Source organism: Bradyrhizobium iriomotense (genome assembly GCF_030160715.1).
GTDB classification, from domain to species: domain Bacteria; phylum Pseudomonadota; class Alphaproteobacteria; order Rhizobiales; family Xanthobacteraceae; genus Bradyrhizobium; species Bradyrhizobium iriomotense.
On the sequence record NZ_BSOW01000016.1, the window covers coordinates 195,934 to 219,482 of the forward strand.

At 65.1% G+C, this 23,549-nt stretch carries 18 protein-coding genes; 13 read left to right on the top strand and 5 right to left on the bottom strand.

The window, feature by feature from the left end:
• The first annotated feature begins 33 nt into the window (after positions 1 to 33).
• The 3 genes from QQL28_RS23545 to QQL28_RS23555 all read left to right on the top strand — a co-directional run bounded on the left by QQL28_RS23545 (position 34) and on the right by QQL28_RS23555 (position 4,250).
• Positions 34 to 1,593 carry an eCIS core domain-containing protein gene (locus tag QQL28_RS23545; RefSeq protein WP_284269094.1) on the top strand — a complete coding sequence of 520 codons (1,560 nt, stop codon included), beginning with the start codon at positions 34 to 36 and terminating at the stop codon, positions 1,591 to 1,593.
• 29 nt (positions 1,594 to 1,622) lie between these two features.
• Positions 1,623 to 3,353, top strand: coding sequence for an eCIS core domain-containing M35 family metalloendopeptidase (locus QQL28_RS23550; RefSeq protein WP_284269096.1), 1,731 nt, complete (start codon positions 1,623 to 1,625; stop codon positions 3,351 to 3,353).
• A gap of 345 nt (positions 3,354 to 3,698) precedes the next feature.
• Positions 3,699 to 4,250, top strand: coding sequence for a hypothetical protein (locus QQL28_RS23555; RefSeq protein WP_284269098.1), 552 nt, complete (start codon positions 3,699 to 3,701; stop codon positions 4,248 to 4,250).
• A gap of 161 nt (positions 4,251 to 4,411) precedes the next feature.
• Here the strand turns inward: QQL28_RS23555 and QQL28_RS23560 are convergent, their stop codons facing one another.
• The gene (locus QQL28_RS23560; RefSeq protein ID WP_284269100.1) at positions 4,412 to 6,427 is read right to left on the bottom strand and encodes a glycogen debranching protein; all 2,016 of its coding nucleotides are present in this window, start codon (positions 6,425 to 6,427) and stop codon (positions 4,412 to 4,414) included.
• A gap of 257 nt (positions 6,428 to 6,684) precedes the next feature.
• Between QQL28_RS23560 and QQL28_RS23565 the strand changes: the two genes are divergently transcribed.
• The 7 genes from QQL28_RS23565 (at position 6,685) to QQL28_RS23595 (ending at position 18,061) form a co-directional block, all read left to right on the top strand.
• On the top strand, positions 6,685 to 7,707 hold the full coding sequence (locus tag QQL28_RS23565) for an AraC family transcriptional regulator (RefSeq protein ID WP_284269102.1): 1,023 nt from the start codon (positions 6,685 to 6,687) through the stop codon (positions 7,705 to 7,707).
• A gap of 110 nt (positions 7,708 to 7,817) precedes the next feature.
• Positions 7,818 to 9,497, top strand: coding sequence for a methyl-accepting chemotaxis protein (locus tag QQL28_RS23570; protein ID WP_284269104.1), 1,680 nt, complete (start codon positions 7,818 to 7,820; stop codon positions 9,495 to 9,497).
• 132 nt (positions 9,498 to 9,629) lie between these two features.
• The gene (locus tag QQL28_RS23575) at positions 9,630 to 10,034 is read left to right on the top strand and encodes a YccF domain-containing protein (protein WP_284269107.1); all 405 of its coding nucleotides are present in this window, start codon (positions 9,630 to 9,632) and stop codon (positions 10,032 to 10,034) included.
• 73 nt (positions 10,035 to 10,107) lie between these two features.
• Positions 10,108 to 10,776 carry an aspartate/glutamate racemase family protein gene (locus QQL28_RS23580; protein ID WP_284269108.1) on the top strand — a complete coding sequence of 223 codons (669 nt, stop codon included), beginning with the start codon at positions 10,108 to 10,110 and terminating at the stop codon, positions 10,774 to 10,776.
• A 126-nt stretch (positions 10,777 to 10,902) separates the two neighbouring features.
• Positions 10,903 to 14,208 carry an acetyl-CoA carboxylase family protein gene (locus tag QQL28_RS23585; protein ID WP_284269110.1) on the top strand — a complete coding sequence of 1,102 codons (3,306 nt, stop codon included), beginning with the start codon at positions 10,903 to 10,905 and terminating at the stop codon, positions 14,206 to 14,208.
• A 294-nt stretch (positions 14,209 to 14,502) separates the two neighbouring features.
• Positions 14,503 to 16,365: a sigma-54-dependent Fis family transcriptional regulator gene (locus tag QQL28_RS23590; protein ID WP_284269112.1), complete on the top strand. Its 1,863-nt coding sequence runs from the start codon at positions 14,503 to 14,505 to the stop codon at positions 16,363 to 16,365.
• Between the two features lie 142 nt (positions 16,366 to 16,507).
• A complete protein-coding gene (locus QQL28_RS23595; RefSeq protein ID WP_284269114.1) occupies positions 16,508 to 18,061 on the top strand; it encodes an eCIS core domain-containing protein in 1,554 nt (517 codons plus the stop codon).
• Between the two features lie 22 nt (positions 18,062 to 18,083).
• Here QQL28_RS23595 and QQL28_RS23600 read toward each other — a convergent pair whose 3' ends face one another.
• Both QQL28_RS23600 and QQL28_RS23605 read right to left on the bottom strand, forming a co-directional pair.
• Entirely contained in the window at positions 18,084 to 18,638 is a 555-nt protein-coding gene (locus QQL28_RS23600; protein ID WP_284269116.1) for a flavin reductase family protein, read from the bottom strand.
• Positions 18,639 to 18,696: 58 nt separating this feature from the next.
• On the bottom strand, positions 18,697 to 19,794 hold the full coding sequence (locus tag QQL28_RS23605; protein WP_284269117.1) for an LLM class flavin-dependent oxidoreductase: 1,098 nt from the start codon (positions 19,792 to 19,794) through the stop codon (positions 18,697 to 18,699).
• Positions 19,795 to 20,039: 245 nt separating this feature from the next.
• Here QQL28_RS23605 and QQL28_RS23610 point away from each other — a divergent pair, with 245 nt between their 5' ends.
• Complete coding sequence (locus QQL28_RS23610) at positions 20,040 to 20,954, top strand: 2-dehydro-3-deoxygalactonokinase (protein WP_284269119.1); 915 nt, start codon at positions 20,040 to 20,042, stop codon at positions 20,952 to 20,954.
• Between the two features lie 13 nt (positions 20,955 to 20,967).
• Positions 20,968 to 21,600: a 2-dehydro-3-deoxy-6-phosphogalactonate aldolase gene (locus tag QQL28_RS23615; RefSeq protein ID WP_284269121.1), complete on the top strand. Its 633-nt coding sequence runs from the start codon at positions 20,968 to 20,970 to the stop codon at positions 21,598 to 21,600.
• A gap of 18 nt (positions 21,601 to 21,618) precedes the next feature.
• Here the strand turns inward: QQL28_RS23615 and QQL28_RS23620 are convergent, their stop codons facing one another.
• Both QQL28_RS23620 and QQL28_RS23625 read right to left on the bottom strand, forming a co-directional pair.
• Positions 21,619 to 21,978 carry a hypothetical protein gene (locus QQL28_RS23620; protein ID WP_284269123.1) on the bottom strand — a complete coding sequence of 120 codons (360 nt, stop codon included), beginning with the start codon at positions 21,976 to 21,978 and terminating at the stop codon, positions 21,619 to 21,621.
• Between the two features lie 69 nt (positions 21,979 to 22,047).
• On the bottom strand, positions 22,048 to 22,959 hold the full coding sequence (locus QQL28_RS23625) for a PaaI family thioesterase (RefSeq protein WP_284269125.1): 912 nt from the start codon (positions 22,957 to 22,959) through the stop codon (positions 22,048 to 22,050).
• A 124-nt stretch (positions 22,960 to 23,083) separates the two neighbouring features.
• Here QQL28_RS23625 and QQL28_RS23630 point away from each other — a divergent pair, with 124 nt between their 5' ends.
• Positions 23,084 to 23,401 carry a hypothetical protein gene (locus tag QQL28_RS23630; protein WP_284269134.1) on the top strand — a complete coding sequence of 106 codons (318 nt, stop codon included), beginning with the start codon at positions 23,084 to 23,086 and terminating at the stop codon, positions 23,399 to 23,401.
• The last annotated feature ends 148 nt before the right edge of the window (positions 23,402 to 23,549 follow it).

Here is a 23,549-nt window from a genome sequence, read left to right on the forward strand (position 1 = left end):
GGGAGCAAGTCATCCGAATGTTTGGGAGGTCGCATGCAGAGTTTCGTCAAGTTGGCGCGTTCGGCAAATCGCTCGTCGAGCGTGCGACCGCCGCCGCGCGTTGCATCGATCGCGCGCGGGCAGCAGCTCGTGATGCGGTCGGCTTGCGCGTGTGGTGGAACCTGTCCGCGCTGTGCCGGTGAGGAGTTCGACAAGCTGCAGCCCAAGCTCACCGTCAACGAACCGGGCGACGCGTTCGAGCGGGAGGCCGATCGTGTCGCCGATCACATCGTCAGTGGGGTTGCCCCCCCATTGACGGAGGCCGGCCATGGATCGAGCCGAATTCAACGCATGTGCGCGGATTGCGAGGACGAGGAAGAACTGCAATTGGTGCAACGAAAAATCGGCTCCGGTGCCGATATCGCGATTTCCCCGGGCACACAATCCTACATCCAGTCGATGACCAACGGAGGGGCCGCGTTGTCCGGACCGGAGGCGCAGTACTACGAGTCGCGCTTTGGCCGATCATTCGGCGACGTCAGAATTCACACCGGCGGCGCGGCGGACAGAGCCGCGAAGTCCATCAATGCGAGAGCCTTCACCATCGGCAGCAACATCGCTTTCGCCGACGGCGAGCATGATTTTGCTTCGACGTCCGGGCGCAGGTTGATGGCACACGAGCTGACGCATACGGTGCAGCAATCGGCTGGCGTCGGCTACGTGCAGCGCGGCAGCTCCGGGCTGTTCGGCGGGAAATGCTGCAATCCGGCGATGAGAGTCGAATGGGCACTGGTCGGGGACGGCGTCTGGAAGAAGCTCGAGCCGGGTGATTGCACCGGCGCGCTGGAAGACTGCGACGGCATGACGTGCGGCGGCGGATTCTACCGCGTCGAGGACAGACAGGGGGGTAGCTGCTCGACGCCACATCATGATGACGCGACCTTCACGCCGCGGCGCTGGACGCCGAGCGCGGCTGGACCCAACGCGCATTCGCCGACTGCGGAAGGCAGCAAGGCAGGCGACACGCCTCCCAACTACGTCTACGACTCCGCGAGCACCGCGCAATGCCCGAACGGGGTTAGAACGATCTCGGTGGATTTCGTCACCTTGGCTGGTGCCACAACGTCCGCAGCGACGGAGCTCGCTGCCGCCAATCGGCTCTTCAGCAGTTGCTGCATCCGGTTCGTGACCGGTGCCACACCTCCGCGGGAAACGCTCGCAACGACACAAGGCTGGCTCGGTGGCGATACGGACCTGTCGTGGAGCACTGGATGCGCCAGCGTTACGGCCGAGGAGAAGGCCATGTGGGACGGCGGCATGAGCAGCCACGGTCTGTCGAGCCGTATGCGGGTCTATCTCGTCGACACCATGACTCCCAATTCCGCGGCGGGTTACAGCACGCCGCCATTCTGCGCCACCGGACCGGCCGCGCCTTACGTCAATCACGTCGTTCTGTCCAACGCGGTTACGAACACGATCAATCCCCTTGCGCACGAATTCGGCCATATTCTCCTCAACAGCGGAGACCACACGACTGCACCGAATCTCATGGGAGCGTCGGGCGGTACCGTCTTGAGTCCGACGGATTGCGCCACTTGCTATGCGAATGCCTGATGGCGCGTTCGTCTGTCGAGGAGCCCTGATTGCGCCATGTTCCAGCACGCCACATCGTCGCGATCGACCGTGCGGGCCTCCGGTCCTGGGCGGCATATGCCCGCGCCGCGTCACCACGTCACCGGCATCCCGCGCCTGATGGCTCGGCTTGCGCGTGCGGCGGAACCTGTCCGCGCTGTGCCGGCGGGAAGTTCGACAAGCTTCAGCCCAAGCTCACCGTCAACGAGCCGGGTGATGTCTTCGAGCAGGAGGCCGATCGTGTCGCCGACGCCGTGATGCGAACACCGGAGACGGAGCTTGCCCAGCCGGAACGGAGCCTTGCGACCACGGTCGCGCTTCAGCGCAAGGAAAGCCCGGCATCGACCCCGCCGGCGGGCGCGGCGATCCCCTCCGGGCTCGATGTGCCCGGCAGCGGCGAGCCGCTGCACGAGTCCGATCGCGACTTCTTCGAGCCGCGCTTCGGCCGGAGCTTTTCCGATGTCCGCATTCATACCGGCGACAAGGCGAGCGTGGCGGCGCAATCCGTCGGCGCCCGCGCGTTCACTTATGGCAGCGCGATCGTGATGGGTCAGCACGCCTACTCGCCCGCCACACAGGCCGGACGTGCGCTGTTGGCGCATGAGCTCGCTCACGTGGTGCAGCAGGATTCAGGCAGAGACCGCATCCTGCGCCGCCAGACCATCGACAAGGATTGTGGCGGGCACGACGACAAGGTCTTGACGGAGGCCTGGGCCGAGGGGCTCCGTCTCACCGAGCAGACGATCGGTTATCTCGAAAGGGCCGTCGCCCTCATGCGTGACCTCGGCGCCGTCCCCGGCGATATCGCCCAGCCGATCCGCAACACGTTCGGAAGCGACGTCGGGTTCGCCGCAGGCGATCTCTCGCATCTGCCGGATCTCATCAAGCGATACGAAACGATCAAGGGTGCGTTCCAGTCGAACCGTCACCTGCGTTGCGACCTCAGCAAAGTCGCGGTCGACAAGGACGAATGTGACCAGTACGCGGCGTTCGTGATTCCGGGCAACAAGACGGACGTCTTCATATGTCCGTCGTTTTTCCAGGAGCACATGACCCCGACCAGCCGCGGGCAGACGCTGCTGCACGAGCTGGCGCATAGCGCGCTCGGAATCGCTCATCAAGGCGGCGTCGTGCAGCAGTTCAACTGCGACGCGGCGCTCGGCCTCGAATACCACGTCGCCGCGCGTAACGCCTACGCTTACGACATTCTGGCCAACTGCCTCTATGGCTCGGGAACGGAAGCTCACGAGGTCACCGTGAACCCGCCAGCTGGGAAGGCGCCAGCGCCCGAGGCGCCACGCTGGTCGATTTCAGGCGGCGCAGGTGGCGATGTATCGCCCCGGGCGCAGCGATTGGCCGCCGCTCTCGGTGGTCAGGTCTCGCTGCGCACCGGCGAGTACGTCGTGTTCAATCCCGTCATCGGCGTCAATCTGCTTTATCTCCCGTCAAATGCAAACAATCCATCGACGCTTGAAGCGGCGACAGCCGACATCGGATTGCGGATCCAGCAGCCGCTGAAAGGTCTCTATTTCGACGTCTCGGCCGGTGGATTTGCCGGCTTTGACATCGATCCGGCGCGAGATCCGTCGAGCAAGTTCACGAAGGGCGTGACCGCGACCGCTGGTGTGGGATGGCGCTGGCAGCATCTGGAGCTGGGGGCGCAGGCGCGCGCGCTCGTGCCTGAAACCGATTTCGATCGCACCAAGCTCGTCGTGGTGGGGCGAGCCGCGCTCCTGTTTTAGCGATGCGAAGGAAGGGCAGGCATGAGAACCCACGCACATTCGCCAAAGACGGAGCCATCGCGACGCGCTCGTCAGCCGCCGGCCATGACCCTGACCTCTATGCAGCGGCCGCCATCGCTTCTGATGCGTGCGGCCTGTGCCTGCGGCGGGAGTTGCCCGCGTTGCAGCGGACTATCGGCCGATGGTGATGTACATCATAGAGGGGTGGAGCTCGATGGCAGTCCCGCCGTCGCCGACTTCGACGAGGCCGACGACATGATTGCCGTCGACGCTCCTGCACCTCAACCCGTAGGAGGCACGCCATCCGCCACGCCCGCCGCCGCTTGTCCGACTAGGATCAGGGTGGTGAACATATTCCCGATTACGCTCACCGCAGCAAACGTCGCGGCAGGCTTCCACACCGGTGTCGGCGGCATTGCAGTGATGGAGGTCGGTGATTCCAGCGGACGCGATTGGGCCGGTACAGCCATTCACGAGAACATCGATACCGGCACGAACACATGCCAGCCAGGGACAGCTGCCTGCCCCAATAGCCAGGGCCAGGGAGGCGGCGGCGGCAGCACGTTCACCGTCGGCGATCCCCTAAACACGCTTGGAATGGCTCTGCCCTCGCGGAAGAACACCTTCTACGATCTCCACATGTTCGCGGTGAAACCGAGCATCCTTCATCAAAACAACCTGACCTCGTGCGAGCATTCCTGCCGTCAGCGCTACGATTGCGGCGGCCAATTTTTTGGCCCCACCTTCACCATTCACCGGACGATGACACGTGACACTATCAATTCCGGCGGCGCGTCGGTCAATGTGACGCGCGTTGAACTGGACAAGCCGCAAAATCCACGTCCACCCGGCGACTATCCGGGACTGAACCTGCCGCCGAATACAGGGTACGGTTAAACATTCGGATGTGGACCTGCTGAGGCGAGAAAGTTGCAGTGAGCGCGCGGACTATCCTTCCTAAAGCATGATCCGGAAAAGTGTGAAGCGGTTTTCCGGAAAGATCATGCGCAAACAACGACCTAAAGCGCGATGACGATTCATCCTAATCTCATCGCGCTTTAGGTCGACGCGCTCGAAATGAGCACCGCGACCGATCGCAGTCCGACGCTGTATGAGGTGGAAACATACGGCTGCGCCGCCGCATCCTCGACGATATCGTTCGGGCTGTCCAGCGACGTGTCCACCACGCGCTTCCAGATCGATGAGGCCGGCAGCTTGAAGCTCAGCATCTCCCAATAGGAATTGAACATCGCAAAAATGTCGGCGCCTCCTGTCGATGCGCCGCGCAAGTGCAGCGCCAGCGAGCGCGAGCCGCTGCCGAGATCGGGATCGCCGTCGGTGCCGTGCCACGAGCAATCGGCGCCCCATCCGGTACTCCTTGCGATCAAAGGATGGGCCTTGCGGAAGGCGATCATCATGCGGAAGAAGCGCAACACGTCGGCATTGGTCTGAGTGAGGTCCCAGTCGAGCCAGGTCGTCTCGTTGTCCTGGTCGTAGACGTTCGGATTGCCGTTCTGCGTGTGCATGAACTCGTCGCCCGCCACGAACATCGGCGTGCCGTTCGAGAGCATCAAGAGGCAGCAGAAGTTCTTGACTTGCCGCTTCCTCAGCGCGGCGATTTCGGCAGGCACGTTGCTCGTGCCCTCGTGGCCGCAGCCCCAGCTGCGCTGGTCGTCATTGGTGTAGCTGACGAGATCGCACAGATTGAGCCCGTCATGGCAATCGACGAAGTTGATGCTCTGCGTGCGCCGGTCAGCATCGGCCAACGTGTCCGGAAGCAGGTCCGTGCTGCCGTAGAGGCGGGTCATGAGATCGGCGACGAGGCCGCCATCGCCCTTGACGAAACCGCGGACGGTGCTGCGGAAATGATCGTTCCATTGGCACCAGGACCGGCCCGGAAAGGCGCGCCCCATCAGATAGCCGCCGCCGGCATCCCAGGGCTCGGCGATCAATCTCACGCCGGCGAGATCATTGTCGCTGGAGATCTCAACCACGATCGGCGGATCGTCGGAATTGAGCGAGCCGTCCTCATTGCGGGCGAAGATCGAGGCGAGGTCGAAGCGAAAACCATCGACGCCAATCGACGTCGTCCAATATCTGAGGCTGTCGACGACCATCAGCCGCGGCGCCGGATGCGCGGTCCGCAAATCGTTGCCGCATCCGCTGAAATTCATGTAGCTCGAAAAGTCGGTCGGCGACAGCGCATAATAGGTCGAGTTGTCGATGCCGCGGAAGGAGTAGGTCGGCCCGCCATTGCCCATCTCCGCGGTGTGATTGTAGACGACGTCGAGCAGCACCTCGATGCCGGCCTTGTGCATCTCGTCGACCAGAAGGCGGAGTTCACGAAGCGCACCCTCCGGCGTGCCGGCCACGCTGTAGGGCGCGTGCGGCGAGAAGAAGTTGAGCGTCATATAGCCCCAGTAGTTGTTCGTCCCCGGCTCGAACTGGTGCACGGGCATCAGCTCGACGGCGGTGATGCCGAGCTCCTTCAGATACGGAATTTTTGCGACGATGCCGGCAAAAGTGCCGCGCTGGTCTTCGGGCACGTTCGAATTGGCCCGGCGCGTGAAGCCGCGCACATGCATTTCGTAGATGATCAGCTCGTGGTCATGGCGTGGCGCCGGCGGCCGGTCCGGGGGCGGGGCCGTCGCGCCATCGGCAAGCAGGCCGAGCGGCGCCTTGCCCGCGTTCGATCCGGCCGCCATCGCCGCATCGCGGCTGAAGGCGGGCGGAAAGAACACGCCTTTCGCGTATGGATCGAGCAGGATCTTGTCGCGATCGAAACGCTGCCCGCTGCCGGGATCGAAGGGGCCGTCGACCTGATAGGCATAATATTTGGCGTCCGCGATCACACCGGGTGAGGCCCGCATGTGCCAGACGCGGCCGGTCTTGTTCGCAGGAAACGAGAACGGCAGAACACGAAGCGGTGTCGCGAACTCGCCGTCACGATAGAGCAGGAGCGTGACCGCAGTCGCGTGCTTGGAATAGAGCGCGAAGTTGCAGCTCTGGTCCGCCTCATTGCGGGAACAGCCGAGCGGCCAGGGCATGCCCTCGGTGCCTTCCAGATCCGCCATGACGATCTCCGATACACCCGCCGACGGCAGGCTCCATGCTCACATCAAGATGGCGTCTTGCGGAGATAAGAACCCGCCGGGATGACAATGTCGAGACTGCGGGATAACAGTGCTCTGCTCGCCTCAGGTTCGATCGCGCGAGGCGTTGCCTTGGTGGCACGGCCAGCCGTTTCGTGTCATATTCGCCGGTCAGGCGGCCCGCGCGCATCGGCAATCGCGGAGCCGATCAATCAACAAGCGCTGGAGGAGCGTTGGGGATGTCGAAGCGGACGACGGCCGCGGTCTGGGTGCGGAGCATCGCTGAAATGCTTGCCGCCGAGGGGCTGGACGTTGCGAGCCTGTTTGCGGCCGCCGGCATCGATCCGCAGGAGCTGGAAGGCCCGAGCGCACGGCTCGCCACCGAGAAGATCAGCCATCTCTGGGAACTCGCGGTCGAGCGGTCGAAGAATCCGGCCCTCTCGCTTGCGCAGCACCATCTCGCGCGGCCGGCGGCGTTCGACGTGGTCGGCTACACCATGATGTCCTGCGCGGATCTTCGCGGCGCCTTCGAGCGGTTGAACCGGTACTTGCTCATCCTCAGCGACGCGCTGACCATGAGCATGACGGAAGAGAACGATTGCTGTCGCATCGATTTCGTGCTGTTCGGCGGCAGCCGGCCGATCCCGCGTCAGCGCATCGAGTTCATCTTCGTCACCGTGATCGGCTTCTGCCGCTGGATCGCGCGCAGCGACGTCAATCCGCGCGCCATCGCGCTCACCTATCCTCCGCCCGCGGATATCTCGCCCTATCATGCCGCGTTCCGCTGCCCGGTCTCGTTCAATGCCGAGCGCAACAGTGTCGTGCTCGCGCGCAAAGACATGGACCTGGCGCTGCCGACCTTCAATCCGCAACTTGCCGAGCTGCACGAGCGTTATGCCGGCGAATATCTGCGTCACTTCGACCATGCGCTGACGAGTTTTCGAGTGCGCGAGTCAATCGTGCGGCGGCTTCCTGACGGCGAGCCGCGGCGGGACGAGGTCGCCGTCGAGCTCTGCATGAGCGAGCGCACCTTGCAGCGGCGGCTGGAGGAGGAAGCGACCTCGTTCGTGCAGCTTCTGGACGATACGCGGCGGGAGCTGGCGGACCAGTATCTTGGACGGCTGCATCTGTCGCTCGGGCAGGCAGCCTATCTGCTCGGCTTCGCCGACCAGAGCAGCTTCTTCCGCGCCTGCCGGCGCTGGTTCAAGGCCTCGCCGGGGGAATATCGCAATCGCCTTTTGCACGGGGTGCCGGCGACCTGAGGCCACGAGCCCTGGCGACGCCGGGTGCGATGGAGCCCGAATGCTTAAATCTTTGCTAAGCGGTTCGGGATAAGTTGGCATTTCAATATTGCCAATCTATGCGAGCACCAATGTTTTCCCGCATCAGTTTCAAGCTTGTCCTGATTGTCGCCATCAGTCTCCTCGGGATGATTGTACTGGCGCCGATCGCGCTCTACACCATGCGCGCGCAGATGGTTGCCGACCGCCAGGCCAAGACCCAGCAGATGGTCGACGTCGGCTATGGCATCCTGTCGCACTACCAGAAGCTCGAGAGCGAAGGGAAGCTGACGCGCGAGCAGGCGCAGGCGGCAGCTCAGGCCGAGATCAAGAGCCTGCGTTACGACAAGGTCGAGTATTTCTGGATCAACGACATGGCCCCCAGGATGGTCATGCATCCGATCAAGCCCGAGCTCGACGGCAAGGATCTCTCCGGCATGAAGGATCCCGCCGGCAATGCGCTGTTCATGGGCTTCGTCAACGTCGTGAAGGGGCAGGGCGCGGGCTTCTACAGCTATCTGTGGCCCAAACCCGGCTTCGAGCAGCCGGTGGCGAAGATCTCCTATGTGAAGGGCTTTGCGCCGTGGGGCTGGATCATCGGCACCGGCATCTATCTCGACGACGTCGATGCCGTGTTCCGCCAGACCGCGATGACGTTCGCATGGGTGTGTCTTGCCGTCTTTGCGCTGGTTCTCGCCGCCTCCTTCCTGATCGGCCGCAGCGTCACCCGGCCGCTTGCGAACATCACCGCGCTGACGGAGCGGCTCGCGTCCGGCGACAGCGCGTTCGACGTGCCCTATACGAGCCGCCGCGGTGAAGTGGGCGGGCTGGCCAAGGCGCTCGCCGTGTTCAAGGACAATGCCGCGGCGGTGCACCAGATGCATGCCGAGCAGCAGGAGTTGAAGCAGAAGGCGGATGCCGAGAAGCGCAAGGTGATGGTCGACCTCGCCGGCAAGTTCGAGGCCAGTGTCCAGGCCGTGGTCCGCGACGTCTTCAGCGAGGCACAACAGATGCAGCAGGCCGCGCAAGGCATGTCGGAAACCGCCGACAAGGCGAGCGCGCGCGCCAGCATCGTCGCCGGTGCCTGCCAGCAGGCTTCGAGCAACGTGCAGACGGTGGCTTCCGCCGCCGGCGAGCTATCGTCGTCGATCACCGAGATCAGCCAGCGCGTCGCGCAGGCCGCGCAAGTCGCCGACAAGGCAGCGGCCGACGGCCAGCGCACCAACGACACCGTGCAGGGGCTGGCTCAGGCGGCCCACAAGATCGGCGAGGTCATCGATCTCATCAATCAGATCGCCTCGCAGACCAACCTGCTCGCGCTCAACGCCACCATCGAGGCGGCACGCGCCGGCGAAGCCGGCAAGGGTTTTGCCGTCGTCGCAAGCGAGGTGAAGTCGCTGGCGAGCCAGACCGCGAAGGCAACCGACGAAATCGGTGCGCAGATCTCGGCGATACAGGCCGAGACCGATCAGGTAGTCAGCAACATCCAGAGCATCCGCACCACCATCATGGAGGTCAACGAGATCTCCTCCTCGATCGCGGCCGCCGTGGAAGAGCAGGGTGCTGCGACGCAAGCGATCGCCCGCAGCGTGCAGGACGCCGCGTCCGGCACCAACCAGGTCTCGCAAAACATCTCGGGCGTGACGGAGGCAACCTCCGAGACCGGTCATGCCGCAGGCGAGGTGCTGAAATCGAGCGGCCGGCTGACGCAGAAGCTCCAGACGCTCCAGCACGAGGTGACCGCCTTCGTCGCCGGCGTAAGGGCGGCGTAAGCGAGCCGCCGTCCGGATCACCGACTGGAGGCATGCTCGCGCGAGCAGGGCGCGGCAGGCGACACCTACCGCATTGGGTGCCGGCGACCTACATGGAGCTGGGTCTCCCCGCCGCGCCAAAGGTGTCGTGCCATGCAGCCTGTTTCTATCTTACTGAACATTCTCTGGATTTTGATCGGCGGCGCATGGATGGCGTTCGGCTGGCTGGTGGCCGCCGTCATCATGGCGATCACCATCATCGGCCTGCCCTGGGCGCGCGCCGCATTCAACATCGCCGTCTATACGCTGCTGCCGTTCGGGTCGCGGGCCGTGCGTCGTGACGAGCTGACCGGCCAGAGCGACATCGGAACCGGACCACTCGGGGTGATCGGCAACCTGATCTGGTTCGTGCTGGCCGGCTGGTGGCTCGCAATCGGGCATGTGCTCACCGCAATCGTCCTCGCCCTGACGATCGTCGGCATTCCTTTCGCCTGGGCGCATCTCAAGCTTGCCGGCATCGCCTTGTGGCCGATCGGCAAGGTGATCGTGCCGGCTTGACGAGACGCATCGCGCTGTCAGATTTGCTCCTCGATGCGGAATATGGTGTTAGGCCTCAAGGAGTTCGTATGTCATGACGGCGCCTCGCATCCTCCTGATCAATCCGAACAGCTCGCAGGCGACCACCGATATGATGGTCGCCATCGCAAGGTCGGCCGCATCCGACAGGCTCGATATCCTGGGCGCCACGGCGAAGCGTGCACCTGCGATGATCGTGACGCCGGAGGCGCTGGACGCGGCCGCGGCGGAGGTCGTGGAAATCGCGCAGGCGCGCAAGCAGACATGCGACGGCGTGATCGTCGCCGCGTTCGGTGATCCCGGGCTGGCCGAGGTGAGGGCCGCCGTGGCGCTGCCAGCGGCAGGCATCGGTGAATCCTCGATGCTGGAGGCCGCCCAGGGTGGCCGTCGCTTCGGCGTCGCAACCACGACGCCCTTGCTTGGACCGAAGATCGACCAATTGCCGGACGGGCTGGGCCTCCGATCGCTCTGGACCGGTGCCTGCTTCGCAGATGGTGATCCGCTGGAGCTGGCGCGCGATCCAGCGCGACAGCGCGCCGCGCTCGCCGACACGATCCGGACATGCGTCGCGCAGGACGGCGCCGAGGCCGTGATCATCGGCGGCGGGCCGCTTGCGCAGGCTGCGCGCGAGCTCCAGCCGATGTTTGAGGTGCCGATCATCGCACCGGTCCCGTCTGCCGTCGCGCGGATTATTCGCATGATGGAGGCCGGCTCCGCGCGCTGATATTCCGGCTCGCGGGAGCTGGCGCGCCACTCCCGCTTTGTTGTCCTTGACGGCTGCGGCTAAAGTGAAGAAGCAGGGCTTTCGAACCTGCCAATCCTCGCGCGCGCGGGGCATGGAGACCGCTCAATGTCGTTCCGAAAGCTCCTGATCGCCAATCGCGGCGAGATCGCCATCCGCATCGCGCGGGCCGCGGCGGATGCCGGCATCGCGACAGTGGCGATCTTTCCGGCCGACGATGCGCTGTCGCTGCATGGCCGCGTCGCCGACGAGGCGGTCGAAATTCCCGGCCGCGGCGCGCGGGCCTATCTCGACATCGAAAGCGTCGTGAAGACGGCGAAGCAAGCCGGCTGCGACGCGGTGCATCCCGGCTATGGCTTTCTCAGCGAGAACGCGGACTTCGCCAAGGCCTGCGCGACGGAGGGCATCACCTTCGTCGGGCCGAAGGCGGCCGCGCTCGAGCTGTTCGGCGACAAGGTCGCGGCGCGTCAACTGGCAAAACGCTGCGGCGTGCCGATCATCGCCGGCACCAGCGGGCCGTCCTCGCTCGGGGAGATCCAGGCGTTCTTCGATTCTCTCGGCAAAGCTGCCGCGATCGTGATCAAGGCCATGGCCGGCGGCGGCGGCCGCGGCATGCGCGTCGTCGAGAAGGCGGCGGATCTCAGCGAGGCCTATGCGCGCTGCCAGTCCGAAGCGAAGGCCGCCTTCGGCTTCGACGGTGTCTATGCCGAGCGCCTGATCCGCAAGGCGCGCCACATCGAGGTGCAGATCATCGGCGACCATCATGGCGCGATCAGCCATCTCTGGGAGCGCGAATGCACCGTCCAGCGCCGGCACCAGAAGCTGATCGAGGTGGCGCCCAGCCCCTCGCTCAGCGACGGCTTGCGCGGCCGCATCATCGAGGCGGCGAGGCAGCTCGCCGCGCACGCGGCCTATGACAATCTCGGCACGTTCGAATTTTTGGTCGACGGCGCTGCCGAGGACAGCTTTGCCTTCATCGAGGCCAATCCGCGGCTTCAGGTCGAGCACACCGTGACGGAAGAGGTGCTGGGCGTCGATCTCGTCCGCGCCCAGCTCGCGGTCGCCTCCGGCAGCTCGCTCGCTTCGCTCGGTCTCGACCAGGCTTCGATCCCGAAGCCGCGCGGTCACGCCATGCAGCTCCGCGTCAACATGGAGACGCTGGACGAGACCGGCGCGACGCACCCGACCGGCGGCGTGCTCGCGGTGTTCGAGCCGCCGTCCGGCCCCGGCGTGCGCGTCGACAGCTTTGGCTATGCCGGCTACAAGACCAGCGCCGCCTTCGACTCGCTGCTCGCCAAGGTCATCGTCCATACGCCTGGCGAGGCCTGGCACGACGTGGTCGCAAAAGCCTCGCGCGCCCTCCGTGAGTTCCGGATCGATGGTGTCGTCACCAACATCCCCTTCCTCCAGGCGGTGCTCGCCCATCCCGACTTCAAGACCAACCGCATCGCGACCGACTTCATCGATCGCAATATCGGAAAGCTCGTGGAAGCGGCCGACGGTGCGGCGCGGCCACTGTTCTTCGCAGCGACTGACAAGTCCGGCGATCACGCGGCGCAAGCCCACGCTGCGCAGGAGGTGCCGGAGGGAACGGTGATGGTCGCGGCGCCCTTGCAGGGCACGGTGGTCACGATCCAGGTGAAGGAAGGTGAGATCGTGCGCCCCGGCCAGCAGCTCGCCGTGATCGAATCCATGAAGATGGAGCACCTGGTGATGGCCGAGCAGGGCGGCCGGGTGACAAAACTCGCCGCCGGCGACGGCGTCACACTGCTGCACGGCGAGCCGCTCATCTATCTCGAGCCGCTCGACGTCGCAGCCGACAGCGCCGCCAAGGAAGCCGAGATCGACCTCGATCACATCCGTCCCGATCTTGCGGAGCTGATCGGGCGCCAGGCCAACACGCTTGACGAAAATCGTCCCGCCTCCGTCGAGCGTCGCCGCAACACCAATCAGCGCACGGCGCGCGAGAACGTTGCGCAGCTCGTCGACGAAAACTCCTTCATGGAATATGGCAGCCTTGCGATCGCGGCGCAGCGCCGCCGCCGCAAGCTCGACGACCTCATCAAGAATACCCCGGCGGACGGTCTCATCACCGGCGTTGCAACCGTGAACGCGGACAAGTTCGGCCCCGACGATGCGCGCTGCATGGTGGTGGCCTACGACTACACCGTGCTCGCGGGCACGCAGGGCCACATGAACCACAAGAAGATCGACCGCATGCTGACGCTTGCCGAGCAATGGCGCATGCCGCTGGTGTTTTACGCAGAAGGTGGCGGCGGTCGGCCCGGCGACACCGACCGTCTCGGCATGACCGGCCTCGATGGTCCATCCTTCCTGCAATTCGCAAAGCTCTCCGGCCTCGTGCCGGTCGTGGGCGTCGTGTCCGGCTATTGCTTCGCCGGCAATGCGGCGATGCTCGGCTGCTGCGACGTCATCATCGCCACCAAGAACGCCTCGATCGGCATGGGCGGTCCGGCCATGATCGAGGGCGGCGGGCTCGGTGTGTATCATCCCGCCGAGGTCGGCCCGGTCTCGTTCCAGTCCCCCAATGGCGTCATCGACATCCTCGTCGAGGACGAGGAGGATGCGACGCGGGTCGCGCAGAAATATCTATCTTATTTCCAGGGCGCGCTGAGCGAATGGCAGGCGGCGGATCAGCGCCTCCTGCGCCGCGCGATTCCCGAGAACCGCCTGCGCGTCTACGACATCCGCACCGTGATCGATCTGATCGCAGACAAGGACTCCGTGCTCGAACTCCGCCGCGACTACGGCGCCGGCATGGTCACCGCCTTCATCCGCATCGAGGGCAAGCCGTTCGGCCTGATTGCCAACAATCCCCGCCATCTCGGCGGCGCGATCGATGCGGATGCCGGCGACAAGGCGGCGCGCTTCCTCCAGCTCTGCGATGCCTTCGACTTGCCCGTCGTCTCGCTCTGCGACACGCCCGGCTTCATGGTCGGCCCGGAGGCAGAGAAGACCGCGATCGTGCGCCACGTGTCCCGGATGTTCGTGACAGGTGCGAGCCTCACCGTCCCGCTGTTCGGCATCGTGCTGCGCAAGGGCTATGGTCTCGGCGCACAGTCGATGATCGGCGGCGGCTTCCATGCCTCGTTCTTCACCGCGGCCTGGCCGACCGGCGAATTCGGCGGCATGGGTCTCGAAGGCTATGTGCGGCTCGGCTTCAGGAAAGAAATGGAGGCGATCGCCGACCCGGTCGAGCGCGAGACCTACTATCGCAACAAGGTCGCCGAGCTCTACGCCAACGGCAAGGCGGTCTCGATTGCATCCGTGTTCGAGATCGACAACGTCATCGATCCCGCCGAGACACGGCGCTGGATCATGGCGGGCCTGCGCTCCGTGCCGAATCCGCCCGAGCGCACGGGGAAGAAGCGGCCCTGCATCGATGCGTGGTGAGTAGGCGCGGCGATTGATGGGTTGCGCTTTGCCCGCCCCTCGTAGCCGTCTCGATGATGGCATATTGCCAGTGATTTGCCCGACGTGTCAAATGATTTCGTGAAATACGAAGTTCGTCACGCCGGCAGCCGTCGACTCCTTTGCATGGGGTTGTTTTCGATATTTTGAGGGAAGCCATGCGCTGCGGCATCGCGATCCCGCCGTTTGAGGTGTCTCGGCCGAGCCGGTTCCCGATTGACATCCCCGCCTGTACTGCCAGACTTTGCGCAATAATGCAGGGTGGAGACGTCCGCGATGGCCAGCCTGTCGGCCTCGAATCATGTCGCCCGGGTTCTGTCCGTCGCCACTCACGCGGCCGACGTCGACGCGGAGTCGCGGATCGCCAATTCCTGGCGGCGCTGCCTGATCAACCACAAGCTCGATCCCGCCCGCCAGGGTCCGCCCCAGACGCTCACCGAAGCCGAGGTGCGGAACGTCGCCGAACCGATGGAACGGCTGATCCGGCTCGCGACGCCGGAGCTCGAGGATCTCGCGCGCGTGCTGCGCGAGGCCGGCTATTGCGTCAACCTCGCCGATCCCAATGCCACCATGCTCTGGAGCCGGCTGCCGGGCGAGGCCGACACCGAGATCTTCTTGCGGTGGAAGGTCTATACCGGCTCGAATTTTTCCGAGGCCTTTGAGGGCACCAACGGCCTCGGGACAGCGCTTGCGGAAGAGAAGCCGATCCTGGTGCATCGTGACGAGCATTTCCGCGCGCAGTGGAGCATTTTCTCCTGCGCGGTGACGCCGCTCTTCGACGAGGCCGGACGGCTTGGGGGTGCGGTGAACATCACCTCCTGCCGCGATGATTTGAGCCGAACGGCTCATCAGCTTGCACTCGCGGTCACCATGAAGGCGACCCGGCGGATCGAGGATGTGGTCTTCCGCAATCATTTCCGCGACGCCTGGATCGCGACCGTGCCGGGTGATGGCGGCAGCGGACTGGTCGCCTATGACGACGACCGCCGCATCGTCGGCGCCTGCCGTTCGGCGCGCGCGATGCTAGGGCTGACCGATGGCCTGATCGCATCCGGCATCGAGCTGTCGCATTACGTCAAATTCGATGCAGCGCGCGCGATGGACGAGATTGTCGAGCTGCGTCGCGCCGACGGTCGTCCGCTGGGCCAGGGGCATGTGGCGCCGCCGCTGCGCGCAAGACCGCCCGGTCGTCAGCCGGTCGCGCGCCGCGAGGCTCCCGCGGGCCGGTTCGAGGGCTTGAACAGGCTTGCGGGCAGCGATCCCGGCCTGGTCAGAAGCGTGAAGCGGCTGAGGAGCATCGGCGATCGTAATCTGCCGATCCTGCTGCATGGCGAGACCGGCGTAGGCAAGGATGCCTTCGCGCGCGCCATTCATGCGGCAAGCAGCCGCGCGCGCAGCAATTACGTCGCGCTGAATTGCGCGGCGATGCCGGAGAGCCTGATCGATGCCGAACTGTTCGGCTATGAGGCCGGCGCCTTCACCGGCGCGCGGCGCGAGGGCTCGAAGGGGCTGATCGTACAAGCCGACGGCGGCACGCTGTTCCTGGACGAGATCGGCGACATGCCGATCGCGCTCCAGACCCGCCTGCTGCGCGTCCTGGAGAACCGCGAGGTCTGGCCGCTCGGCGCGCTCAAGCCCACAGCCGTCGACATCCGCCTGATCAGCGCCACCCATCGCGATCTCGGCCGCATGGCGGAGGAGGGCGCCTTCCGCACCGATCTGTATTTCCGACTGCGCGGCATGGAGATTCGGCTGCCGGCGTTGCGCGAGCGCGCCGACAGGGCGGATGTGATCGCCGACATCGCGGTCGAGGAGGCATCGGGTTGCAGGCTGTCGGCCGCAGCGTGGTCGGCACTGCTGGCCTATCCGTTTCCCGGCAACATGCGTCAGCTCCGCCATGTGCTGCGGCTCGCCGGCTGCACCGCCGAGGACGGCGTCATCAGCGATACCGATCTCGATCTGCCGCCGTTCGGCGGCCGTACCAGTGAGCCGGATCTTATGGCCGCCGAACGCGCGACGATCGTCGAGGCGCTGCGCAGGCACGGCGGCCGCGTTACCGAGGCAGCAAAGGCGCTCCGCCTCAGCCGCGCCACGCTCTATCGCAAGATCAGGCAGTTGAAGATCGACACCGCGCAGTAGCGCTGGCGAATGCGTCAGATCTGAGGAGCGTGCTCGCATCATGTTCAAGCGTGCCGCAACATCACGGGGGAGCGTACCGGCTTCAGGCCTTCGCCGGCCGACGTCCTCGCTTCGTTCCGCGACACGAGAGCCGCGACGGCTGATGCGGTCGGCTTGCGCCTGCGGCGGAACCTGTCCGCGCTGTACCGGCGATGCCCTCGAACACGAGGCCGATCGCGCGGCCGATCAGATCGTGAATGGCGCGGGCCCGGCACCGGTATTGTCGCAAGCCGTGGCTGCCAGCGCGGCGTCCGGGCCCGAGACGCTGCCCATCGTCCGCGACGTCCTGCGCTCGCACGGCGAGCCGCTGGATGCCGCAACGCGCGCTGTCATGGAGCCGGGTTTCGGCCACGACTTCGGTCGCGTGCGCATCCATAAGGACGCACCGGCAGAAGGCGCCGCGGCTGCGCTCGGTGCGGCGGCCTTTACATTCGGTCATCACATCGCCTTTGCGCGCGATCGGTTTCGATCCGGCGCCTCGCAATTGATGGCGCACGAGCTGGCGCACACCGTCCAGCAGGCCGCAACCTCGCCGCAGCTGGCGCTGAAGCCCGACCCCGAAACACCCGGGCCGGAGGTCGTGCGTTCGGCGTTCGATGGCGCGCTGCTCGGCAACGACCGTCAGGACAGGCAGATCCTGGTCAAGCGCGAGGTCGGCGATCCCGGCGGCTACGACGACAGGCTGCAAGCCATCGCGGTAGCGCGACTGGGCAAGGCCGAACCTGCCGCGGTCGCGCTCGACAAGAGCGACAAATGGCATGCGTTCGAGACGACGACTGGGATCGATGTCGAAGCCGCCAGCGCAAACGATCCCGTTGCCAAGGCCGCCGAGGCGCGCGCGCGCAAGGGCATCCCCTTCAAGCAGGTCGAATTCCTGCCATCGCTGAGCGGCATCGAAGCCTCCAAGAAGGGCCCAGATACGACGCGCGCGGCGTATGTCCTCGGCGTCGGGGAGTCCGAGATCGCATTCCACAAGCGCCCGTCCGAGCGAGAGGCCGGGAAGATCAATTTGACGGAGAATCCCGGACCAGGCGCCAATTCCGATGCCCGGCACGGGGCTGCTGCCGGCCAGGAGCCGGGCTTCAAGCCGGGCATGATCACCGCCTTCGACATCGACAAGGCCGATCTCGATACGCCCACCCGCGCGCAAGGTGCCCTGTTTCACGAAGTCACGCATCTCAAGGATTTCGAGATGGCGCAGCGATGGGTCGATCTCTACCAGACCGAGACCAAGCGCATGTTCGTCGGCGGGCCTGGTCTGAAATATTTCCAGAAGTGGATCGATGAGCAGGCAGCGAAGAAGCCTCCGCGGCTCTCCGCTGCGGAGGCCGAACTCGTGGTGGATATCGCGGCCGACGTCTCGGCCACCACGGAGGCCCGCGCCAATATCCGCACCTTCCTGGAGTTCTTCCGCGCCGGACTGTTCGACGATGCAACCCGGGCGCTCACCAACTATGCGGCAGCGCTGCCGCCGGTGGGCCGCGAATACGGGACGCCGCCGCAGGGATCGCCCGTCATTGCCGAGTTGACCAATGAGCTGAAGGCGGCCTTCAAGCGGGCGAGCAAGGAGCGGAAATCGCAGTTCGAAGCTGCGATGGCCGCGGCGCGGAAGGCAAACAAGGACGCGTGGTTCTCGACGATTGCGTTCGGACGGTGAACGTCGGCGAAGCGTGCATTGGCTAGGAGAAATCGCTCCAGCTCAGGTGCCGCGCGTCGAGATCGCCGAGCGTGACGGCATCGCGGATCTCCTGCGGTGTATGAAACGCGCTGCGGAGATATACGAGCGGCGTGGCCAGCGCGGAATGCGTGACGCTGCGCACCTCGCCGACGAAGATCGAATGCGTCTTGGTCTCGAACTCCTGCGCCAGCACGCAATCGAATGCGGCGACCGCATCCATCAGCAGCGGGGTGCCCGTGACGCCTTGCGTCCATTGCCCGAACGCAAAGCGGTCGTCGCCGTTGACGCCCTTCTGTCCGCTGAAGGTCAGCGCCAGCAGCGCGTGGTCCTCACTGAGGAAGTTGACCGCGAACGCGCCGTCCTCGCGGATGCGCGCATGGGCGCTGGCATTGCGGTTGACGCAGGCGATTAGCGACGGCGGATTGTCCGACAGCGAGCACGCCGAGGTCACCGTCAGTCCGGTGCGCTTGCCGTCGTCAGTACCGACCGTCACCAGCGCAACCGCGCCGGCGCATTGCCGCATCGCTTGCTTGAAGTCTTTTGCATCGATGGTCACGCATGATCTCCACGAATGAGAGCGGGTGCGGAATGGTCGTCCCGCACCCGCGCTGTCGTCACGCCGCCTTGCGCGCGCTGCCAAGATGTTTCAGCCGCGGCATCACCTCGTTCTTCAGCAGCGCCAGCGAGTGGTGCCAGGCTTCCGGCTTGTGCTTGTAGTCGAAGCCGAACACCAGGAGCACGCCGAAACCGCCGACCTCCTCGTAGATCTTCTCGATCTTCTCGGCCACGGTCGAGGGCGAGCCGACGATCCAGTTGCGCTTGGCACAATATTCGACGGTGACGTCGCTGTCGGGTACCTCGGGTGCGTGCTTCAGGTAGTCCTTGAAGCCGAAATGGCCGAGCAGCGGCAGGAAATATTCGCTCATCATCCGGCCCATCATGTCGCCGGTCGAGAGCTTCCAGGCCTCCTCGTCGGTGTCGGCGACGAACACCTCGCGCACCAGCCGCCAATCGCTGCGGTTCGGCTTGCGGCCGGTCTTGGCGGCGCCGATCTCGACGGAGTCCCAATGGCTGCCGACATAGGCCGGATTGAGATTGAGGCTCATCGGGATGAAGCCGCGCTCGCCGGCAAGCTTGAGCGTGTCCGAGTTCTTCGACAGGCCGGCGACGCCGATCGGCGGATGCGGCGCCTGCACCGGCTTGATGTGGGGTTTCAGGAAATCGAACATCGTGTCCGGCTTGGTCACCGTCCAGTATTTGCCCTTGTGGGTGAAGGGCGCAGGCTCGGTCCAGAGTTTTAGGATGATCTCCAGCGCCTCGCGCGTCATCTCGCGGTTCTGCCCGCTCATGCCGTCGACGTTGAACATCGCCCAGTCGCTCGGCAGGCCCGAGGCCGCGACGCCGAAATTCAGACGCCCTTCCGAGAGGTGATCGAGCATCGCGACGCGATTGGCGAGCTCGGCCGGGTGGTGATAGGGCAACAGGAAGCCGCCCGGCCCGATGCGGATGTTCTTGGTCTGCAACAGCGCCTGCGCGATCAGAAGGTCGGGCGTGGGATTGGGCTCCCAGGGCGCGGTGTGATGCTCGCCGATCCAGGCTTCCTGGTAGCCGAGCTCGTCGAGCCAGCGCATCGTCTGGAGGTCCCAGTCGTTTCCTTCCTTCAAGCCGCACTCCGGCGGATGCGAAGGCATCGTGAAATAGCCGATCTCCATGGTGTTTCCTCGTTCAGTTGTTGACGCGTCTTGGCTGCGCGGTTCCGGCAAATGAGCAAGCGGTGTGCCAGCGATGCGGGCATGCAGCCGGGCGAGAAAGGGCTGGTTTGCGCGAGCAATAGTCGATATCTGGGGGACGGATGCACGAGTGATCGTCTCATTGTCGCGAGACGATGTCTTGGCGGTGAGACAAGGCGAGCCATGATGTCAGGACCAGACGATCAGATCAGGGGACGCGGGGTATCATGACGGAAGCTGCCTATGTCGCGGTGGATTGGGGCACCACGAGCTTCCGGCTTTGGCTGGTCGACCGCGACGGCCGGGTTTTGGCTGAGCGCCGCAGCAGCGAAGGCATGATGGCATCGGCCAAGTCAGGTTTTGCCGCCGTGCTGCAATCGCATCTGGATGCGGTCGGTGCGGAAAGCGAGCTGCCTGTGCTGATCTGCGGCATGGCCGGCGCCCGCCAGGGCTGGGTTGAAGCCGGCTATGTCGATACCCCGGCGCCGCTTGCTGCGATCCTCGCGCGCGCGGTTCCGGTTGCCGGACAGTCGCGCGACATTCGCATTCTGCCGGGAATTGCGCAGCGTGACGCCGGCGCACCGGATGTGATGCGAGGCGAGGAAACCCAGTTGCTCGGGGCGCTCGGTCTCGATGCTGCCGGCGAAGCGCTGGTCTGCATGCCCGGCACGCATTCGAAATGGGTCAGCGTCAGCGGCGGAACGGTTGCGCGTTTTGCCACCTTCATGACGGGCGAGCTCTTCAGCGTCGTCTCGCGCGAGACGATCCTCTCGCACGCGGTCGCCGGTGCCGATGACACGGAAGACCGTGAGGCGTTCAGGTCAGCGGTTGCGGCTGGGTTCAAGACCCCGGCATCCGCGGCCAATCTTCTGTTCCAGGTGCGGTCGCGGCAGCTCCTGTTCGGCGGCACGCCGGCTGCGGCGCGCGAGACCATCTCGGGCACCCTGATCGGGATCGAGCTCGCGGCGGGACTCGCGCACGGCCGGCCGCAGAGCGGCATCAGGCTGGTTGCATCGGGGCGGCTGGAGATGCTGTATCGGCTGGCGTTTGAAACACTTGGCGTTGCGGTCGAGCCGATCGACGCCGACGAGGCGGTGCGCCGCGGCCTTGCGATGGCGGCGCGCGCCATCTGGGCGAGATAGAAGGATCCTTCGCATGAGCGTGCCATTTCCGACCATGAAGCGTCCGCTGGTCGCAATCCTGCGCGGCGTGAAGCCCGACGAGGCCGACGATATCGTCAGCGTGCTGATCGAGGCCGGCATGACCGCGATCGAAATTCCGCTGAACTCGCCTGATCCGTTCCGCTCGATCGAGATCGCGGTCAAGCGCGCGCCGGCCGGTGTTCTGGTCGGCGCAGGCACGGTGCTCACGACCGCCGACGTCGACCGGCTCAATGAGGCCGGCGGCAAGCTGCTGGTGGCCCCGAATGTCGACACGCAGGTGATTGCGCGTGCGCATGAGCACGGCATGGTGACCATGCCCGGTGTGTTCTCGCCAACCGAGGCGTTGCTTGCGGCACGCGCCGGCGCATCGAGCCTTAAATTCTTTCCGGCCAGCGTGCTGGGTGCCGCGGGCATTGCCGCGATCCGCACCGTGTTGCCCGCCAGCGCAATGATCGCCGCCGTCGGCGGGGTCTCCGACCAGAACTTTGCCGAATACGTCAAAAGCGGCGTTCGTGCCTTTGGCCTTGGCAGCAGCCTCTACAAGCCGGGCATGACCGCAGCCGATGTCGCTGCGCGCGCACACGCGACGATCGCGGCCTATGATCTCGCGATTGGGGGCGCGTGAGAGCGGGGCGTCTCAGCTTCATCTTGCCGAAGGCCACACCAGTCGTTCGTGCCGGCGCGCAAAGCGCTGCCAGTGCAGCACCGCGCCGACCAGCAGCGCAGGCACGAAGCCGAGGACAACGAGGAAATTCGGCAGCGGTTTTGGCGAAATGAACTCGATGGCGATGTCCGAGATCAGCCACAGCGCGGCAAACAGCACCGCGAAATCGGTCCGCGGAAAGCGCAGATAATAGAAGATCGCGGTGATGATGACAGCGGGCCCGATCGCGATGCCGATCATGACCGCCGTCAGCTCCTTCGGCGTCAGCGCGTCCAGCACCATCGACGCCAACAGCCATATGGCGGCGAACATGGCGATGATGTCGATCGGGTGCCGCAATCGGATACCGCTCCTGGGAGACCGCGTTATCGTTGTGGCGCGCGCCCCGATCGTCAAGCCCCAATGCGCCTATTCCTCGTCGCTTCCAGGCGTCGGCCGCAGCATGAAATGGCCGAAGGCGGATGCGATCGGCTTGTCCGGGTCGTCCTGCCAGGCCTTTGCCTCGAACGCGACGATGCGCCGGCCCTGCTTGACGATCGAGGCGTTGGCAAAACTGTCGAGCGCGCGGCCGGAGCGCAAATAGTTGATGGTCAGCCCGATCGGCTTGGGTGGCGCGGAGGTGCCGAGCTCGCGCGTCACGCCGATGATGGCGGTGGTCTCCAGGAATGCGCCGGTCATGCCGCCATGGATCGCGGGCAGGATCGGGTTGCCGATGATCTTTGGCGAGAACGGCATCATCAGCGTACCGTCGTCCTGGATGCGGATGCCGAGACAGCGCGCGAACGGGCTGTTGACGAACGGGCCTGCCGGATCCTCGGGCGCGTCCAGCGCCGGGATGCTGCGATGGTCCGTCGCGCGGTCGGCGAGCATGTTGGCGCGGTTGGCGCCGATCATGAAGCAGCCGGTCGCGGTTGCGACCGGATCGTCCTCCGACTCCTGATAGGCGGTGGAGCGCACGAACGCGATCGAGTGCGTGGTGCGATAGCAGATCGAATGCGCTTTGATGTCGAGTCCGGGCGTCGCTGGCCTCTGGTAGTCGATGCGCAAATCCAGCGTTGCGATCGGGCCGGTGCCGCCGAGCGCGAGCTGCACCGCCATGCCGCAGCTCTCGTCGAGCATCGCGGTGACGACGCCGCCATGCAGCACGCCGGTCTCGGTGTCACCGACGAAGACAGGACGGTAGGGCAGGCTCGACCAGACTTCGCCCGGCGCGGCGCGGTCGAGCTTGAGCCCGCTGATATGACCATAATCGGAGCGGCGGCCCTTGATGACCTCGACGAGCGCGTCGAACGGGAGCGTCGTGTTTTGCGATTTTGACATGGTCACCTTTTAGACCGTTCTGGTGGCTTCCGCAAAAATGTCAGGCGTCATTCGGGGCTCGACAGGCGCGTGCGAAGCAACGATGCTGCGGGTCTATCTGTTTGAAAGAACGACGAGGAACCTCATGGCAGACCCCGACGCGCCGGCGACCAATCCAGGGGGCGTGACCATCTCCACAGGAAGCGCCGAGCGGGCGCCGTTCATCTATTTCGACGGCGTCTCCTGCTTCGGCCACCACAACGGCGCGATCCAGATCGAGCTCGCCGCGAACCTTTTGCTGCCGGTCGGCCCGGGCGTGCGGGTCGACGTGATCCAGACCGGACACATCCGCTGCAGCCCGGCCGCCGCCATCGCCCTGCGCGAAGCGCTCGACAAGGCGCTCGCTATGATGCAGCAGGGTCAGCAGCAGCCGATGGAAACAATTCCGGCGATGAAGAATTGAGGCGTACTGACCGTGGATCGTAGCAACCATAAGAACGTGTGATCGCCCGTACTGGTCTAGCGTGACACCGTGCTCGCGGCCGTCAAGGACGGCCTGGCAGCTGCGGAGGACGGGATGGCAAAGAGCGACGGCCATCCTTGACAGCCGC

What these genes read in the sequence shown, in the direction of transcription:
- QQL28_RS23545 (WP_284269094.1), top strand. Translation starts at nt 34, where the DNA reads ATGCAGAGTTTCGTCAAGTTGGCGCGTTCGGCAAATCGCTCGTCGAGC.
- QQL28_RS23560 (WP_284269100.1), bottom strand. Translation starts at nt 6,427, where the DNA reads ATGGCGGATCTGGAAGGCACCGAGGGCATGCCCTGGCCGCTCGGCTGT.
- QQL28_RS23565 (WP_284269102.1), top strand. Translation starts at nt 6,685, where the DNA reads ATGTCGAAGCGGACGACGGCCGCGGTCTGGGTGCGGAGCATCGCTGAA.
- QQL28_RS23570 (WP_284269104.1), top strand. Translation starts at nt 7,818, where the DNA reads ATGTTTTCCCGCATCAGTTTCAAGCTTGTCCTGATTGTCGCCATCAGT.
- QQL28_RS23575 (WP_284269107.1), top strand. Translation starts at nt 9,630, where the DNA reads ATGCAGCCTGTTTCTATCTTACTGAACATTCTCTGGATTTTGATCGGC.
- QQL28_RS23580 (WP_284269108.1), top strand. Translation starts at nt 10,108, where the DNA reads ATGACGGCGCCTCGCATCCTCCTGATCAATCCGAACAGCTCGCAGGCG.
- QQL28_RS23585 (WP_284269110.1), top strand. Translation starts at nt 10,903, where the DNA reads ATGTCGTTCCGAAAGCTCCTGATCGCCAATCGCGGCGAGATCGCCATC.
- QQL28_RS23590 (WP_284269112.1), top strand. Translation starts at nt 14,503, where the DNA reads ATGGCCAGCCTGTCGGCCTCGAATCATGTCGCCCGGGTTCTGTCCGTC.
- QQL28_RS23595 (WP_284269114.1), top strand. Translation starts at nt 16,508, where the DNA reads ATGCGGTCGGCTTGCGCCTGCGGCGGAACCTGTCCGCGCTGTACCGGC.
- QQL28_RS23605 (WP_284269117.1), bottom strand. Translation starts at nt 19,794, where the DNA reads ATGGAGATCGGCTATTTCACGATGCCTTCGCATCCGCCGGAGTGCGGC.
- QQL28_RS23610 (WP_284269119.1), top strand. Translation starts at nt 20,040, where the DNA reads ATGACGGAAGCTGCCTATGTCGCGGTGGATTGGGGCACCACGAGCTTC.
- QQL28_RS23615 (WP_284269121.1), top strand. Translation starts at nt 20,968, where the DNA reads ATGAGCGTGCCATTTCCGACCATGAAGCGTCCGCTGGTCGCAATCCTG.
- QQL28_RS23625 (WP_284269125.1), bottom strand. Translation starts at nt 22,959, where the DNA reads ATGTCAAAATCGCAAAACACGACGCTCCCGTTCGACGCGCTCGTCGAG.
- QQL28_RS23630 (WP_284269134.1), top strand. Translation starts at nt 23,084, where the DNA reads ATGGCAGACCCCGACGCGCCGGCGACCAATCCAGGGGGCGTGACCATC.